Source organism: Streptomyces sp. NPDC101225 (assembly GCF_044767585.1).
Classification (GTDB): Bacteria; Actinomycetota; Actinomycetes; order Streptomycetales; family Streptomycetaceae; genus Streptomyces.
Genome location: NZ_JBIWOE010000002.1, coordinates 141,256 through 156,407, shown reverse-complemented (window position 1 = coordinate 156,407; position 15,152 = coordinate 141,256). Strand labels below are relative to the sequence as shown.

The 15,152-nt window shown below is 72.7% G+C and carries 11 protein-coding genes and 1 pseudogene; 8 read left to right on the top strand and 4 right to left on the bottom strand.

Annotated elements, in window-relative coordinates; all coding sequences use genetic code 11:
* Window positions 1-67: 67 nt before the first annotated feature.
* The 3 genes from ACIRPX_RS03460 to ACIRPX_RS03450 all read right to left on the bottom strand — a co-directional run bounded on the left by ACIRPX_RS03460 (window position 68) and on the right by ACIRPX_RS03450 (window position 2,835).
* The gene (locus ACIRPX_RS03460; RefSeq protein ID WP_404187618.1) at window positions 68-277 is read right to left on the bottom strand and encodes a helix-turn-helix transcriptional regulator; all 210 of its coding nucleotides are present in this window, start codon (window positions 275-277) and stop codon (window positions 68-70) included.
* Between the two features lie 566 nt (window positions 278-843).
* Window positions 844-1,692 carry a helix-turn-helix domain-containing protein gene (locus ACIRPX_RS03455; protein WP_404188257.1) on the bottom strand — a complete coding sequence of 283 codons (849 nt, stop codon included), beginning with the start codon at window positions 1,690-1,692 and terminating at the stop codon, window positions 844-846.
* Window positions 1,693-1,914: 222 nt separating this feature from the next.
* A complete protein-coding gene (locus ACIRPX_RS03450) occupies window positions 1,915-2,835 on the bottom strand; it encodes a sugar phosphate isomerase/epimerase family protein (protein ID WP_404187617.1) in 921 nt (306 codons plus the stop codon).
* A 125-nt stretch (window positions 2,836-2,960) separates the two neighbouring features.
* Between ACIRPX_RS03450 and iolC the strand changes: the two genes are divergently transcribed.
* From iolC to mmsA, 5 genes and pseudogenes are all read left to right on the top strand, one after another.
* Entirely contained in the window at window positions 2,961-3,935 is a 975-nt protein-coding gene (iolC, locus tag ACIRPX_RS03445; protein ID WP_404187616.1) for a 5-dehydro-2-deoxygluconokinase, read from the top strand.
* Window positions 3,932-4,882, top strand: a complete 951-nt coding sequence (locus ACIRPX_RS03440; protein WP_404187615.1) for a deoxyribose-phosphate aldolase — start codon at window positions 3,932-3,934, stop codon at window positions 4,880-4,882. The genes iolC and ACIRPX_RS03440 overlap by 4 nt, the downstream gene beginning before the upstream one ends.
* Before the next feature lie 40 nt (window positions 4,883-4,922).
* Window positions 4,923-5,153: pseudogene (locus ACIRPX_RS03435) on the top strand (5-deoxy-glucuronate isomerase); the annotation flags it as partial.
* Between the two features lie 116 nt (window positions 5,154-5,269).
* Complete coding sequence (gene iolD / locus ACIRPX_RS03430) at window positions 5,270-7,162, top strand: 3D-(3,5/4)-trihydroxycyclohexane-1,2-dione acylhydrolase (decyclizing) (protein ID WP_404187614.1); 1,893 nt, start codon at window positions 5,270-5,272, stop codon at window positions 7,160-7,162.
* Window positions 7,163-7,176: 14 nt separating this feature from the next.
* Window positions 7,177-8,679, top strand: a complete 1,503-nt coding sequence (gene mmsA / locus ACIRPX_RS03425; protein WP_404187613.1) for a CoA-acylating methylmalonate-semialdehyde dehydrogenase — start codon at window positions 7,177-7,179, stop codon at window positions 8,677-8,679.
* 52 nt (window positions 8,680-8,731) lie between these two features.
* Here mmsA and ACIRPX_RS03420 read toward each other — a convergent pair whose 3' ends face one another.
* Window positions 8,732-9,568 carry a hypothetical protein gene (locus ACIRPX_RS03420; protein ID WP_404187612.1) on the bottom strand — a complete coding sequence of 279 codons (837 nt, stop codon included), beginning with the start codon at window positions 9,566-9,568 and terminating at the stop codon, window positions 8,732-8,734.
* Window positions 9,569-9,869: 301 nt separating this feature from the next.
* On the opposite strand from ACIRPX_RS03420, the gene ACIRPX_RS03415 reads away from it, so the two are divergent.
* The 3 genes from ACIRPX_RS03415 to ACIRPX_RS03405 all read left to right on the top strand — a co-directional run bounded on the left by ACIRPX_RS03415 (window position 9,870) and on the right by ACIRPX_RS03405 (window position 15,008).
* The gene (locus ACIRPX_RS03415) at window positions 9,870-11,273 is read left to right on the top strand and encodes an APC family permease (protein ID WP_404187611.1); all 1,404 of its coding nucleotides are present in this window, start codon (window positions 9,870-9,872) and stop codon (window positions 11,271-11,273) included.
* A gap of 202 nt (window positions 11,274-11,475) precedes the next feature.
* Entirely contained in the window at window positions 11,476-14,148 is a 2,673-nt protein-coding gene (locus tag ACIRPX_RS03410) for a CocE/NonD family hydrolase (RefSeq protein WP_404187610.1), read from the top strand.
* Window positions 14,145-15,008 carry an ABC transporter permease gene (locus tag ACIRPX_RS03405; protein WP_404187609.1) on the top strand — a complete coding sequence of 288 codons (864 nt, stop codon included), beginning with the start codon at window positions 14,145-14,147 and terminating at the stop codon, window positions 15,006-15,008. Before ACIRPX_RS03410 ends, ACIRPX_RS03405 begins: the two co-directional genes overlap by 4 nt.
* The last annotated feature ends 144 nt before the right edge of the window (window positions 15,009-15,152 follow it).

The following is a 15,152-nucleotide window of genomic DNA, read 5'->3' as shown; positions in this document are numbered from 1 at the left end:
CGTGCCCCACGCGCAGGGTGGGGCACAGGTGCTTTTCCAGCGGGCCGGAGGGGCCGGGAGCGGCCGGTCAGGAGCTGCCGTGCTCTCTGCGGCCGCGGTTGCCGGGCCTGGAGGCGACCCAGGCACGGACCGTGTCGGCGAACCAGAAGGGCTTGCCGCTCTCGACATGGTCGGGCGGGGGCAGCAGCCCGTGCTTGCGGTAGGACCGCACGGTGTCCGGCTGCACCTTGATGTGCGCAGCGATCTCCTTGTACGACCAGAGCCTTCGGTCGGTCATGGGCAGCACCTCCCTGCGCGCGCCGCGGGGTCGGCCGGGGGGCGGCCGTCGGGGGAGCCGGGCGCTGCGCTGGCGATCACACAGCCTGTGCCCCCGTCAACGAGAGGCCCGGAGGGAGGGCAGGGCCTGTGCGGTGGGTGTGACACAGGACCCGCGTACACGGGACATGTGTGACACGGGAGGGGTGTTTGTGACACGAGTGCTGCAAAGGCGTACGCGGGCTCGCAGGCGCGGCGCATTGACGACGGGGGCCTGGCAATGGTCCGTTGACGCGACCGCGACCGCGACCGCGACCGCGACCGCGACCGCGACCGCGACCGCGACCGCGACCGCAGACCGCAGACCGCAGACCGCAGACCGGGGATCAGGGATCAGGGACGGACCGTCGGCTCCGGGACGTGGCGTGCGCCGGGCCGCGCGACGGTGGGGAGGTGGGCCGGACCCGCTGCGCCCGGCCCGGCCCACCGGCTCCCCCGGTTTCCGTTCCCGGGGACGTGCCGTCGTCCCCGGGGACGTGCGGTCGGTGACCTCCCCCCGGGATCACCGGCCGGAAGATCAGCGTGCATTCAGCGGAGCCTGCCGGTCTTGGAGAAATCCGCACTCCGCGCGGATGTGAGCAACAGGCTCGTCGCCTCGCCGGCCATCCGGTCGGCGGCCGGGACCACGGGCCGCGCCACGGGCGGGATCACCCGCGCCATGGTGAACTCGCGGGGCGTGCACCCCGTCATCGCCCTGAACTCCCCGCTGAGATGGGCCTGGTCGTAGAAACCGCAGATCGCCGCGGTCTCCGCCTGGCCGTGTCCCCGCGCGAGCAGCCGCCGTGCGCGTTGCAGCCGCAGCACCCGGGCGGCGACCTTCGGTGCGAGCCCGATCTGCTCCCGGAAACGGTTCTCCAGATGCCGTACGCTCCAGCCGACCTCGTCCGCCAGCCGCCGTACCGGCACCGCGCCCCAGGTCCGCACCAGCTGGGACCAGGCCCGTACGACCCGCGCGTTGCTCGGCGTCCCGGCCTGCGACCAGCGCGTCAACGCGTCGTCCAGCAGCCCGAAACGGTCCTCCCAGCTGGGCAGCGCGGCCAGCGCGGCGGACAGTTCACCGATGCTGCGCAGGTGACCGGCGTCCTTGCGGGCGCCGAGGACGTGCGGCAGGTCGTCCGGGTCGACCGTGCGGTCGGTGAGCTCGTACTGCGGGGTGCCGAAGAGAGTGAACGCCGCCCACGGCATGAGCAGCACCTCGACCCCGGACAGCCGCCCGCCGTGCTCGCCGACGGCCGGTGTGGTCGTCGGGCCGGAGAACACCGAGACGAGCGTCGCCGCGGGCCGCCCCGCGCGCGTGATGCGCACCGGTTCCTCGAAGCCGAGCAGCAGCGTCGCCGCCCCGATGGGCGCCTCCAGCCGCCGCCGCGGCCGGTCCAGCGCCAGCCGCACCCCGCGATAACTGATCACCCCGGGCCGCAGCCGCGGATGCGGCCGGGCCAGCACGGTCTCCCAGGACCCCCAGGGTCCATGCCCGGCCCGCACCAGCCCCCCAGCAGCCACCCGCACATGGTCCTACGCCCACCGCACCCTGCCTAGGGAGTGTCGCGAAAGGCCCGCCTGCCCGGCGCGCCTGGCCCGCACGCCCGCCGCCCCGGAGGGCTACGCCCCGCAGGACCGCAAGAACGCCCGGGTCCGCCGGGCGATCGGCAACGGAGCGTCCGGCTCACACGGATACATGTCCTGCTCGACGATCGCGAACAACTCCACCCCCAGGGCCTGCGCGGCATCGAGCACCGGCCCCAGCTCGGGCACACCGGCGGGCGGCTCGCACATGACCCCCTGCGCGACGGCCGGCCCGAACGGCGTCCCCTTCGCCCGCACGTCCGCCAGGATCTCCGGGTCCACCTGCTTGAGGTGCAGGTACCCGATCCGCTCGCCGTAGGTCTCGATCAGCTTGACGCTGTCGCCGCCGCAGTAGGCGTAGTGCCCCGTGTCCAGGCAGAGCGAGACCACGCCGGAGTCGGTGCCGTCGAGGAACCGTACGACGTTCTCCTCGCTGTCGATGTGCGTGTCGGCGTGCGGGTGCACCACGATCCGCAACCCGTACTCCTCCCGCACCCGGCGCCCCAGCCGTTCCGTCAGCGAGTTCAGGTTGCGCCACTGCCCCGGTGTCAGGGTGTCCGGCTCCAGCACCTCGCCGGTCTTGTCGTCCCGCCAGAAGGACGGGATGACCACCAGATGGGACGCTCCCATCGCCTGCGCGAGGGCCGCGTTGTCCGCGACGTGCGCCCAGGTCTTCTCCCACACGGCCTCGCCGTGGTGCAGGCCCGTGAACACCGTGCCGGCCGACACCTTCAGGCCACGGCGGGCCGTCTCCTCGGTGAGGACGGCCGGATCGGTCGGCAGGTACCCGTACGGCCCCAGCTCGATCCACTCGTAGCCCGAGTCCGCGACCTCGTCGAGGAAGCGCCGCCAGGGCACTTGGCGGGGATCGTCCGGGAACCAGACGCCCCAGGAGTCGGGCGCCGAACCGACGCGGATACGGGAAAGACCGGAAGATTGAGGTGACAGCGACGTCATGGCCGCCAGCGTGCGGGTCCCGGCAGGGGGTGTCAAGGTCTGGTCCGAATGTCTGGACAAAACATTGACAGGGCTCCGTGCGCCCGGCTAGAAACCGGGGGAGGAGTCGCAACGAAGGGAAGCCGATGGCGTACGACCTGATCACCATGGGGCGGATCGGGGTGGACCTCTATCCGCTCCAGACCGGCGTTCCGCTGCCGCAGGTGACGAGCTTCGGCAAGTTCCTCGGCGGCTCGGCGAGCAACGTCGCGGTGGCCGCGGCCCGTCTCGGGCACCGCACCGCGGTGATCACCCGCACCGGCGACGACCCCTTCGGCACCTATCTGCACGAGGCCCTGCGCGGCTTCGGCGTCGACGACCGCTGGGTCACCCCGGTCCCGGGTCTGCCCACCCCGGTCACCTTCTGCGAGATCTTCCCGCCGGACGACTTCCCGCTGTACTTCTACCGGCAGCCCAAGGCACCCGACCTGGAGATCGACGCCCACGAACTCGACCTCGACGCCGTCCGCGACGCCCGCATCTTCTGGGTCACCGGCACCGGGCTGAGCGAGGAGCCCAGCCGTACGGCGACGCTGGCGGCCCTCGCCCACCGCGCCAGGGACGGCATCACGGTCTTCGACCTCGACTGGCGCCCGATGTTCTGGAACAGCGACATCGGCGGCTCCCGCCCCGGGCCCGCCTCGGCCCGGCCCTTCTACGCGGAGGCCCTGCGCCACACCACCGTCGCCGTCGGCAACCTCGACGAGGTGGAGGTCGCCACCGGGGAGCGCGAACCACGGGCCGCCGCCCAGGCGCTGCTGGACGCGGGCTGCGAACTCGCCGTCGTCAAACAGGGCCCCAAGGGCGTGCTCGCGGTCAGCAGCAAGGGCGAGTCGGCCGAGGTGCCGCCGCTGCCGGTCAGCGTCCTCAACGGCCTCGGTGCCGGCGACGCCTTCGGCGGCGCCCTGTGCGACGGCCTGCTGGCGGGCCTGGACCTGGAGACGATCATGCGGCGGGCCAACGCGGCCGGCGCGATCGTCGCCTCCCGCCTGGAGTGCTCCTCCGCCATGCCGACCGCCGGTGAGATCGCGGCCGCCCTCGAAGCCGGAGCGGTGCTGTGAGGGCGGGCCGGGTCGCGGGCACCCACCACGAGGCCACCCACGGCGGCGGCGCCGGCGTGGCGCACGCACGCGTGGACGTCTCCGAACTCGTCCGCCTGCGCGCGCACCACCCCGAAGCCGTGGCGGAGGCCGCCGCCCGCCGCGCCCGCAGACCGCTCATGGGCGACTCCGGCCGGCTGATGATCGTGGCCGCCGACCACCCGGCCCGCGGCGCGCTCGGCGTCGGCGACCGCAGATTCGCCATGGCCAACCGCGCCGACCTGCTCGAACGCCTCTGCCTCGCGCTCTCCCGCCCCGGGGTCGACGGCGTCCTCGCGACCGCCGACATCCTCGACGACCTGCTCCTGCTCGGCGCGCTGGAGAACAAGGTCGTCATGGGCTCGATGAACCGCGGGGGCCTCCAGGGCGCCGGCTTCGAGCTCGACGACCGCTTCACCGGCCACCGCGCCGAGGACATCGAGCGGCTCGGCTTCGACGCGGGCAAGCTGCTGCTGCGCATCGACTACGCCGACCCGGGATCCCTGACCACGCTGGAGTCCACGGCCCGCGCCATCGACGACATGGCCGCACGCCGCCTCCCCGTCTTCGTCGAGCCCTTCCTCAGCCACCGCACGGGCGAGGGGAAGCTGAGGAACGACCTGTCCGCCGAGGCCGTCACCAAGTCCATCGCCATCGCCTCGGGCCTCGGCGGCACCTCGGCGTACACCTGGCTCAAGCTCCCCGTCACCGAGAACCCGGACGACATGGCCGCGGTCATGGGGACCTCGACGCTGCCCGCCGTGCTGCTGGGCGGCGAGGTCGGCGACGACCAGGACGGGGCGTACGAGAAGTGGCGCGGCGCCCTCCAGCTGCCCACCGTGCGCGGCCTGGTGGTCGGCCGCTCGCTGCTGTATCCACCGGACGGCGACGTGGCCGCCGCCGTCGACACCGCCGTAGGACTGCTGTGAGGAGCTGATGGCCGCGGCCGAGCTGTACACCGGGAGCACCGTGCTTCCGCCACCGGGCGGATGTACGGTACGGCCGGCCGGTGACATGACGGACGAAGAGTTTCAACTCCCGGGCGGGGTAAGCATTTTCGCGACGGTCTTCGGCCTCGCGTACGTTCCCCCTGACGCCCGGACCCAGATCGCCTCCGGCGCGGGAGGCCGCTTCGCCCTGGCAGGAGCGAAGTGCGAGCGACGACTCCCCGCCCGCTACGGCCCCGCGCCGGAGGTCCCGAACGGTTTCGGCCGCACGCGCGTATCTCCCTCCCGTGAGGGCGGATCCGGCGTCCGGGGACGGGTGCGGCGGATCCGCCTCCAACCGGCCCACGCAACTGGCACTGGGGGTTTGCGATGACTCCGACCACCTCGACGGCGCGGCTGACGGTCGCACAGGCGCTGGTGCGCTTCCTGTCCGTCCAGTACACCGAGCGGGACGGCGTACGGCAGCGGCTGATCGGCGCGACCTGGGGCATCTTCGGTCACGGCAACGTGGCGGGGATCGGCCAGGCGCTGCTCGAGTACGCCGACGACATGCCGTACCACCAGGGCCGCAACGAACAGGCCATGGTGCACGCGGCGGTCGGCTACGCCCGGCAGTCGGGCCGCCTGTCCACGCACGCCGTGACGACGTCGATCGGACCGGGCGCGACCAACCTCGTGACCGGCGCGGCCCTCGCCACCGTCAACCACCTCCCGGTCCTGCTCCTGCCGGGCGACGTCTTCGCCGCCCGCCCCGCCGACCCGGTCCTGCAGCAGCTCGAGGTTCCCTACGCGGGCGACGTGTCGGTCAACGACAGCCTGCGCCCGGTCTCCCGCTACTTCGACCGCGTCACCCGCCCCGAACAGCTCGTCCCGGCGGCCCTGCAGGCCATGCGGGTGCTCACCGACCCCGTGGAGACCGGTGCCGTGACCCTCGCCCTCCCGCAGGACGTCCAGGCGGAGGCGTACGACTGGCCCGAGGAGTTCTTCGCCGAGCGGACCTGGGTGATCCGCCGTCCGGGCGCCGACCCGACCGAACTGGCCGAGGCCGTGCGGGCGGTCAGGGCCGCGCGCCGGCCGCTGGTCGTCGCGGGCGGCGGCGTCCACCACAGCCGCGCCGAGGAGGCCCTCGCCGAGTTCGCGGCGGCCACCGGCATACCGGTCGCCTCCACCCAGGCCGGCAAGGGCTCGCTGTGCTGGGACCACCCCCAGGACGTCGGCGGCATCGGCCACACCGGCACCGCGACGGCCGACGAACTCGCCCGCACCGCCGACCTGGTGATCGGCGTCGGCACCCGCTGGACCGACTTCACCACCGCCTCCGGGACCCTCTTCGCCGGGGTGGGCGTCCGCTTCCTCAACCTCAACATCGCCCCCTACGACGGCCACAAGCTCGCCGGGCTGCCCCTGGTCGCGGACGCCCGCAGCGGCCTCCAGGAGCTGACCGCGGGCCTGGACACGCACGCGTACCGGGCCGCGGACTCCTACGTCACCGAGTACACCGAGGACAAGGAGCGCTGGGAGCAGCGCGTCGACGCCTGCTACGAGGCCGACGAGCCGGACGTACGGCCGACGCAGCCGCAGGTCCTGGGCGCGCTCGACGCGGTGGTCGACGGGACGGACGTGATCGTCAACGCGGCCGGCTCCCTCCCGGGCGACCTGCACAAGCTGTGGCGGGCGCGCTCACGGGACCAGTACCACCTGGAGTACGGCTACTCCTGCATGGGCTACGAGATCCCGGCCGCGATCGGCGTGAAGCTGGCCGCGCCCGGCCGGCCGGTGTGGGCGCTGGTCGGCGACGGCACGTATCTGATGATGCCGACGGAGATCGTGACCGCCGTGCAGGAGGGCGTCGCGATCAAGGTGCTGCTGGTCCAGAACCACGGGTACGCCTCCATCGGCGGTCTGTCGGAGTCGGTGGGCGGCGAGCGGTTCGGCACCGCGTACCGGTTCCCGTCGGGCGACGGCACGTACACGGGGGCGCCGCTGCCCGTGGATCTCGCCGCCAACGCGGCCAGCCTGGGCCTGCGCGTGCTGCGTGCCAAGACCGTCGGCGAACTGCACGAGGCGCTCGCCGAGGCCCGCGCCGCCGACACTCCCACATGTGTCTACGTCGAGACCGAAACGGCCGACACTGTGTCGGGCCCGCCGCCCGCCCAGGCCTGGTGGGATGTACCCGTGGCCGAGACCGCGACCCGACCGTCGGCGGTCAAGGCACGAGAGCTGTACGAACGGCACGTCTCCACCCGACGCCGCCATCTGTGAAGGAGAAACCGGTCATGACGAAGATCGTCAACCACTGGATCGGCGGCAAGACCGTCGACGGCGCGTCGGGTACGTACGGGCCGGTCACCGACCCGGCGACCGGCGCGGTCACCACCAAGGTCGCGTTCGCGACGGTCGACGAGGTGGACGCCGCGGTGGCCGCGGCGAAGGACGCCTTCGTCACCTGGGGCCAGTCCTCCCTGGCCCGGCGCACCGAGATCCTCTTCAGGTTCCGCGCGCTGCTGGACGCCAACCGGGACGCGATCGCCGAGCTGATCACCGCCGAGCACGGCAAGGTCCACTCCGACGCGCTCGGCGAGGTGGCCCGCGGCCTGGAGATCGTGGACCTCGCCTGCGGCATCAACGTCCAGCTCAAGGGCGAGCTGTCCACACAGGTCGCCAGCCGCGTCGACGTGGCCTCGATCCGCCAGCCGCTGGGCGTGGTCGCCGGCATCACGCCGTTCAACTTCCCGGCCATGGTGCCGATGTGGATGTTCCCGATCGCCATCGCGACCGGCAACACCTTCGTCCTCAAGCCGTCCGAGAAGGACCCCTCCGCCGCCCTCAAGATCGCGGAGCTGCTGGCCGAGGCGGGCCTGCCGGACGGTGTCTTCAACGTCGTGCACGGCGACAAGGTGGCCGTCGACCGCCTCCTGGAGCACCCCGACGTCAAGGCCGTCTCCTTCGTCGGCTCCACCCCTATCGCCCGCTACATCCACACCACCGCCGCCGCCCACGGCAAGCGCGTGCAGGCGCTGGGCGGCGCCAAGAACCACATGCTGGTCCTGCCGGACGCCGATCTGGACGCGGCCGCCGACGCGGCGGTGTCCGCCGCCTACGGCTCCGCGGGCGAGCGCTGCATGGCCATCTCCGCCGTCGTCGCCGTCGGCGCGGTCGGTGACACGCTGGTGGAGAAGATCCGCGAGCGCGCCGAGAAGATCAAGATCGGTCCGGGCGACGACCCGGCCTCCGAGATGGGCCCGCTGATCACCAGGGCGCACCGCGACAAGGTCGCCTCCTACGTCACCGGGGCGGCGGCCGAGGGCTGCGAGGTCGTCCTGGACGGCACCGGCCACACCGTGGAGGGCTACGAGGACGGCCACTGGATCGGCCTGTCCCTGCTCGACAAGGTGCCCACGTCGGCGGCGGCGTACCGGGACGAGATCTTCGGCCCGGTGCTGTGCGTGCTGCGCGTGGACACCTACGAGGAGGGGGTCGCGCTGATCAACGCCTCGCCCTTCGGCAACGGCACCGCGATCTTCACCCGGGACGGCGGCGCGGCCCGCCGCTTCCAGCTGGAGATCGAGGCCGGCATGGTCGGCGTGAACGTCCCGATCCCGGTCCCGGTCGGCTACCACAGCTTCGGCGGCTGGAAGGACTCGCTCTTCGGCGACCACCACATCTACGGCAACGACGGCACGCACTTCTACACCCGCGGCAAGGTCGTCACCACCCGCTGGCCGGACCCCGCCGACGCCCCGGCGGGCGTCGACCTCGGCTTCCCCCGCAACCACTGAGGTCCTGCGGTGCCCCCGCTCCCGGGGAGCGGGGGCACCGCCGTGTCCGGGCTCAGCCCTGCTGCTCCTGGGCCTTCTTGACCTGTTCGGTGAGGTCGCCGGTCTGCGCGGCGGGGGGTGCCTTCACCGGGGACGTGGCGCCGAACTTCCGGAAGTCCATGGTGACCTTGACCGTGCCGATCACCTGCTTCAGGCGGACCGGGAGGTCCTTGGACCCGACCCAGATGTCCATGGTCATCGAGTCGGCGCCGCCCGTCACCGAGCTCATCAGGTTGTCACCGCCGTAGGCGTCCTTGAACTTGCCCATGTGCGCCTTGTCGACCACGGCCCGGTAGTGGGTCGTGCCCTGCCCGTCGACGGTCTCCCTGCCGAGGTCCTTGACGTTGTCGGCGTACTTCAGCCCGCGCATCGCGGCCGCCGGGTTGCCGCCCCCGCCGCCGCTGAAGGCCTGCGAACCCTTGTCGCCGAAGATCGCCGAGGAGTCGATCCTCATCCACTCCTTGCCCTTGAGCGGGCCGGCGGGCTGCGGGTCGATGTCGTAGTAGTAGGCGCCGTCCACGAACAGCACCCGGGTCTTCGGGCTGTCCTGCAGCTGCTGCAGGCGGGCGGCCGCCGTGTCCATCTCGGCGTCGAACGCCAGCCCGTCGCCCCAGGAGTAGGTGCCGTCCATGGCGATCGGGGTGCCCGTGCCCAGGTCGGTGCTCACCTTGACCTCGGCCGAGCCGAGCTGCTCGGTGCGGTCGGTCGCCCGTGACAGGACGGCCATGATCTTGTCCGCGTTGTCCACGGCCTTGGCCGCGGTCTTCGCGCCGTCCGCGCCGCACGCGGACACCGTGAGGGTCGCCGCCGCCGTGATCCCCACCCAGGCAGCGGTGTGCTTCACCTTCATGAGTCCCCACCCATTGCTGTGATTCGGTTGTGTCTTCTGTGGCCGCCGACTCTAGCGGGACAGACCGACAGGTCCGGATACCGGACGTCCGTACGCCTTTTTTCGCCGCCCGCCCTGCGGTTCCCGTACGGCTCAAGGGCCCGGAACAGTCTGCAGGGAAATGCTGTTTGCGTGCCCCAAAGGGCCTTCTTGCTACTGATTTCGTAGCCAGATGCCTATTGACGCCTCGGTTTTCGTCGGGATTCCATGCATCCCGCCCCGGCCGCCGGAGGCATCCGCACCAGTCGATCGGAACCGCTGCATGACCGACACGCTCCGCCCCGTCGACACCGCCGTCCCCGGGGCGGCGGCCACCGCCGCCCCCGCCACGCTCAAACGCTCCATCGGAGTCGTCGGCGGCACCCTGCTCACGCTCTCGTGCGTGACGCCCGCCTCCACACTGTTCGTGGTCGTGCCGGACCTGTTCGGCTCGCTCGGCACCGCCACCGCCCTGACGATCGCCATCGGCTCCGTGCTGTGCGTGGCCGTGGCGTTCTGCTACTCGGAGCTGGGCACCCTCGTCCCCAGCGCGGGCGGCGAGTACGCGATGGTCTCGACGACGGCCGGACGGCTCGCGGGCTGGCTGGTGTTCGTCCTCTCCCTGCTGGTGGTCATGATCGTGCCGCCGGTGATCGCGATGGGCACGGCGGACTACCTGACGCCGATCGTGCACCTCGACCCGGCGGTCGCCGGTGCCGGCGTGATGCTCCTCGCCACCCTGGCCGGCCTGCTCGACCTGCGCGCCAACGCCTGGATCACCGGCGTCTTCCTGGTCCTGGAGGTCATCGCGGCGGCCGTGGTCGCCCTCCTCGGCTTCGCGCACAGCGAGCGGGGCGCCGGCAGCCTGGTGTCGATGAAGGTGGCCGGCCCCCACGGCCACACGGACACGGTGACGGCGATGCTGGTGGTCTCCGGCCTCGCGATCGCCCTCTTCGTCACCCAGGGCTTCTCGACCGCGGTCTACCTCTCCGAGGAACTGGAGCACCCGCGCCGCAACGTCGCCCGCACGGTCCTGGCCACCCTCGCCATCTCGACGGTGATCATCCTGGTGCCGGTGGCGGCGATCACCATGGGCGCCTCCGACATCTCCCAGCTGACCGGCGGCGACATCAGCGGCATGGTCACCGCCTGGTCCGACTCCGCGGTCGGCACCTTCGTCAGCCTCTGCGTGGCCCTCGCGATCATCAACGCGGGCATCGTCATGGTCATCCAGAACTCCCGCGTCCTGTTCGCCTCGGCCCGCGACAAGGCCTGGCCCGGTCCGGTCAACACGGTCTTCGCCAGGCTCGGCCGCTTCGGCTCCCCCTGGGTCGCGACCCTCGCCGTCGGCGTCCCCGGCGCCCTCCTGTGCTTCGTGAACCTGGACACCCTCTACGGCGTCACGGGCGTCTCGGTGACCGGCATGTACCTCCTCGTCGCCGTCGCCGCCCTCCTGGCCCGCCGCGGCTCCCACCGGCACACGCCCGCCTGGCGCATGCCCCTGTGGCCCGCGATGCCGGTCCTGCTGATCGCGGTCCTCGCCTACATCCTCAGCCGGCAGGAGACGAGCTACCTCCTGTGGACGGGCGGCATCACGGCCGTGGCCACCCTCTACTGGGCGCTGTACCTCCGGCCCCGCAAGGAGACCCGCTGGCTCGTCTCCGTCCCGGAGGACGCCCGGGCCTGAAGAGGCCGCGGGCCGTGCAGGGGCGCGGCGAACGGCGCGACCGACCACGGCGAACCCGCAGCCGTCCGACGGCAGGAGCGCCCGAGTTCGTGGACGTACCGCAACGGCGGTACGCCGAAACGGCTCCGTACGCCCGGAGGAGGTGCCCATGCTCACCCTCCGGGCTGCTCCCACCGCCGGAGGCCCCCCGTACCGTTGGAGCATGGATCTTCGACCGTCCCGCCTGCGAGGGCTGCTGCGCACACCCCGGAGGGCGCTCGCCGCCGGTGCCGCCGTCGTGGTGCTCGCGGGCGCGGGCACCTGGACGGCCGTCGCCTCGGACGGGAAGCCGCCCGTGCACCGCACCGACCGCGTCATGTCGATGGACGGGGTGAGGATCGACACCTCGTACTTCACCCCCGGTGAAACCGGTGGACGCCACCCCGCGGTCCTGCTCGCCCACGGCTTCGGCGGCAGCAAACAGGACGTGCGCGGGCAGGCGGAGGACCTCGCCAGGGACGGCTACGCGGTCCTGACCTGGTCCGCGCGCGGCTTCGGCAGGTCCACCGGCAGGATCGGGCTGAACGACCCGAAGGGCGAGGTCGCCGACGTCTCCCGGCTCATCGACTGGCTCGCCCGGCAGCCCCAGGTCCAGCTCGACAAGCCCGGCGACCCCCGCGTGGGCGTCGCCGGCGCCTCGTACGGCGGCGCGATCTCGCTGCTGGCCGCGGGATACGACCCCCGCGTGGACGCCATCGCCCCGGCGATCACGTACTGGAACCTGGCTGACGCCCTGTTCCCGGACGGCGTGTTCAAGAAGCTGTGGGCCGGGATCTTCGTCAACTCCGGCGGCGGATGTGCCAAGTTCGAGCCCCGGCTGTGCCGCATGTACGAGCGGGTCGCGGAGTCGGGCCGGCCCGACGCGCAGGCGCGCGAACTGCTGGAAGCCCGCTCCCCGTCCGCCGTCGCCGGCCGCATCCGGGTGCCGACGCTCCTGGTGCAGGGCCAGACGGACTCCCTCTTCCCGCTGGGCCAGGCCGACGCGGCCGCGAAGGCCATCCGCGCGAACGGCGCCCCGGTCGACGTCGACTGGATCGCCGGCGGGCACGATGGCGGCGACCTGGAGACGAGCCGCGTCCAGGCACGCGTGCGTACGTGGTTCGACCGCTACCTCAAGCACGACAAGGGCACCGGCACCGGCCCGGCCTTCCGCGTCAGCCGCGGCGGCGGCGTCGACTCCACGAGCGGCGCTGCGGTGCTGCGGGGCGCGAGCGCCGACGCCTACCCCGGCCTGGAGAGCGGGCAGCGCCCGCTGCGGCTGCGCGGCACCGAACAGAGCTTCGCCAACCCGGCCGGCGCCGGCCCGCCCGCCGTCTCCGCCCTGCCCGGCCTCGGCGGCTCCGGCGGACTCGCCCAGCTCTCCTCGCTCGGCGTCGGGGTGTCGCTGGACTTCCCCGGCCAGTACGCGCAGTTCGAGTCGGCGCCGCTCGCCGGCGGCCTGCGGATCACCGGATCGCCCACGGTCACCGTCCACGTGAGGTCGACGAGCGACGACGCCGTGCTCTTCGCGAAGGTGTACGACGTCCCGCCCGGCGGCGGCACGCCCCAGTTGCCCGCGCAGCTGGTGACGCCCGTCCGCGTCGAGGGCGCCAGGGCGGGCAAGGACGTCACGATCACGCTCCCGGCCGTCGACCACCAGGTCGAGCAGGGCCACCGGCTGCGCCTGGTCCTCGCCTCCACCGACCTGGGCTACGCCTCCCCGGTGCGCCCGGCGACGTACACCGTCTCCCTGAGGAGCGAGCTGAAGGTGCCCACGGCACCCGGCGTGAGCACCGCGGCCGCCCCGCTGCCGTCCTGGGTGTGGTGGCTCCCGGTGGCCGCGGCGGCGATCGCCCTGGCCCTGCTGGTGACGGGCCGCCGCCGTACGACGACGACGCCGCCCGCGGACCCGGCGTCGGCCGACGTCCCGCTCCGGATCACCGACCTGAGCAAGCGGTACGCCAGGTCGGCGGACCGCTACGCGGTGCAGGACCTGTCCTTCCGCGTGGACAAGGGCCAGGTCCTCGGCCTCCTCGGGCCGAACGGCGCGGGCAAGACCACCACCCTGCGCATGCTGATGGGCCTGATCACGCCGGACGCCGGGGAGATCCGGGTCTTCGGCCACGCGATCCGTCCCGGCGCCCCGGTCCTGTCCCGGGTCGGCGCGTTCGTGGAGGGCTCGGGCTTCCTGCCGCACCTGTCCGGCCGCGAGAACCTGGAGCTGTACTGGCGGGCGACGGGCCGCCCGCCCGAGGACGCCCATCTGGACGAGGCCCTGGAGATCGCCGGCCTCGGCGACGCGCTCGCCCGCGCGGTGCGCACCTACTCCCAGGGCATGCGCCAGCGCCTGGCCATCGCCCAGGCCATGCTCGGACTCCCGGACCTGCTCATCCTCGACGAACCGACCAACGGCCTCGACCCGCCGCAGATCCGCGAGATGCGCGAGGTGCTCATCCGGTACGCGGCGGCCGGCCGCACGGTGATCGTCTCCAGCCACCTGCTGGCCGAGGTCGAGCAGTCCTGCACCCATCTGGTCGTCATGGACCGCGGCCGTCTCGTCCAGGCGGGTCCGGTCTCCGAGATCATCGGCTCCGGCGACACCCTGCTCGTGGGACTGGCGGCCGGCATCCCCGATCCGCTGGTCGAGAAGGTGGCGGCGCTGCCGGGTGTGGAGTCGGCGGTACGGACGGACGGCGGCCTGCTGGTCCGGCTGGCACCCGGCACCGGCGGGCCCCCCGGCGCCGGCGCCCCCCAACTCCTCGTGGAGCTCGTACGCCTGGAGGTCCCCGTCTCCTCGCTCGGCCCCCACCGCCGGCTCGAGGACGCCTTCCTCACCCTGATCGGAGGCTCCGCATGAGCACGCTCGTCGAACGCACCGAGACCGCCTCCGGGTACCGGGCGGGCCGCACGCTGCCCCTGCGGGTCGAGCTGGTCCGCCAGCTCAAGCGGCGCCGGACGCTGATCATGGGCGCGATCCTCGCGCTGCTGCCGTTCGTGCTGCTGATCGCGTTCACCATCGGCGGCGACCCGGGCGGCCGCAACGACCGGGTGACGCTGATGGACACGGCCACCGCGTCGGGCGCCAACTTCGCCGCCGTCAACCTCTTCGTCTCCGCCGGCTTCCTGCTCGTCATCCCCGTCGCCCTGTTCTGCGGGGACACGGTCGCCTCGGAGGCCGGCTGGTCCTCGCTGCGCTATCTGCTGGCCGCACCCGTGCCGCGGGCCCGCCTGCTGTGGTCCAAACTCCTCGTCGCCCTGGGCCTCAGCCTGGCCGCGATGATCCTGCTGCCGGTGGTGGCGCTCGCCGTCGGCACGGCCGCGTACGGCTGGGGACCGCTGCAGATCCCCACCGGCGGCGCCCTGGACACGGGCACGGCGGCGCAGCGCCTGCTGGTGGTGGTCGCGTACATCTTCGTCTCCCAACTGGTCACCGCTGCACTCGCGTTCTGGCTCTCGACGAAGACGGACGCGCCGCTCGGCGCGGTCGGCGGCGCGGTCGGCCTGACGATCGTGGGCAACGTCCTGGACGCCGTCACGGCCCTCGGCCACTGGCGCGACTTCCTGCCCGCGCACTGGCAGTTCGCCTGGGCGGACGCCGTCCAGCCGCATCCCGAGTGGTCCGGCATGATCCAGGGCACGGCGATTTCGGTAACGTACGCGCTCGTCCTGTTCGCCCTGGCCTTCCGGGGTTTCGCCCGCAAGGACATCGTGTCGTAGGTCAACGGAGGATCACCCACCGGTCTCGGCGGGCCATGATCGTGGCCGTCTTGAGATCCTTCCGCAACGCCCCGTGCCGCACGTTCCGCACCCCTGAGCCGTCACAGTCGCAGACATCGGCGTCAACTCACCAAGGGGGCAAGG

Coding starts and splice junctions, on each gene's coding strand:
- iolC (WP_404187616.1), top strand. CDS start 2,961: ATGGCGTACGACCTGATCACCATGGGGCGGATCGGGGTGGACCTCTAT.
- iolD (WP_404187614.1), top strand. CDS start 5,270: ATGACTCCGACCACCTCGACGGCGCGGCTGACGGTCGCACAGGCGCTG.
- ACIRPX_RS03405 (WP_404187609.1), top strand. CDS start 14,145: ATGAGCACGCTCGTCGAACGCACCGAGACCGCCTCCGGGTACCGGGCG.
- ACIRPX_RS03410 (WP_404187610.1), top strand. CDS start 11,476: ATGGATCTTCGACCGTCCCGCCTGCGAGGGCTGCTGCGCACACCCCGG.
- ACIRPX_RS03460 (WP_404187618.1), bottom strand. CDS start 277: ATGACCGACCGAAGGCTCTGGTCGTACAAGGAGATCGCTGCGCACATC.
- ACIRPX_RS03450 (WP_404187617.1), bottom strand. CDS start 2,835: ATGACGTCGCTGTCACCTCAATCTTCCGGTCTTTCCCGTATCCGCGTC.
- ACIRPX_RS03415 (WP_404187611.1), top strand. CDS start 9,870: ATGACCGACACGCTCCGCCCCGTCGACACCGCCGTCCCCGGGGCGGCG.
- ACIRPX_RS03420 (WP_404187612.1), bottom strand. CDS start 9,568: ATGAAGGTGAAGCACACCGCTGCCTGGGTGGGGATCACGGCGGCGGCG.
- mmsA (WP_404187613.1), top strand. CDS start 7,177: ATGACGAAGATCGTCAACCACTGGATCGGCGGCAAGACCGTCGACGGC.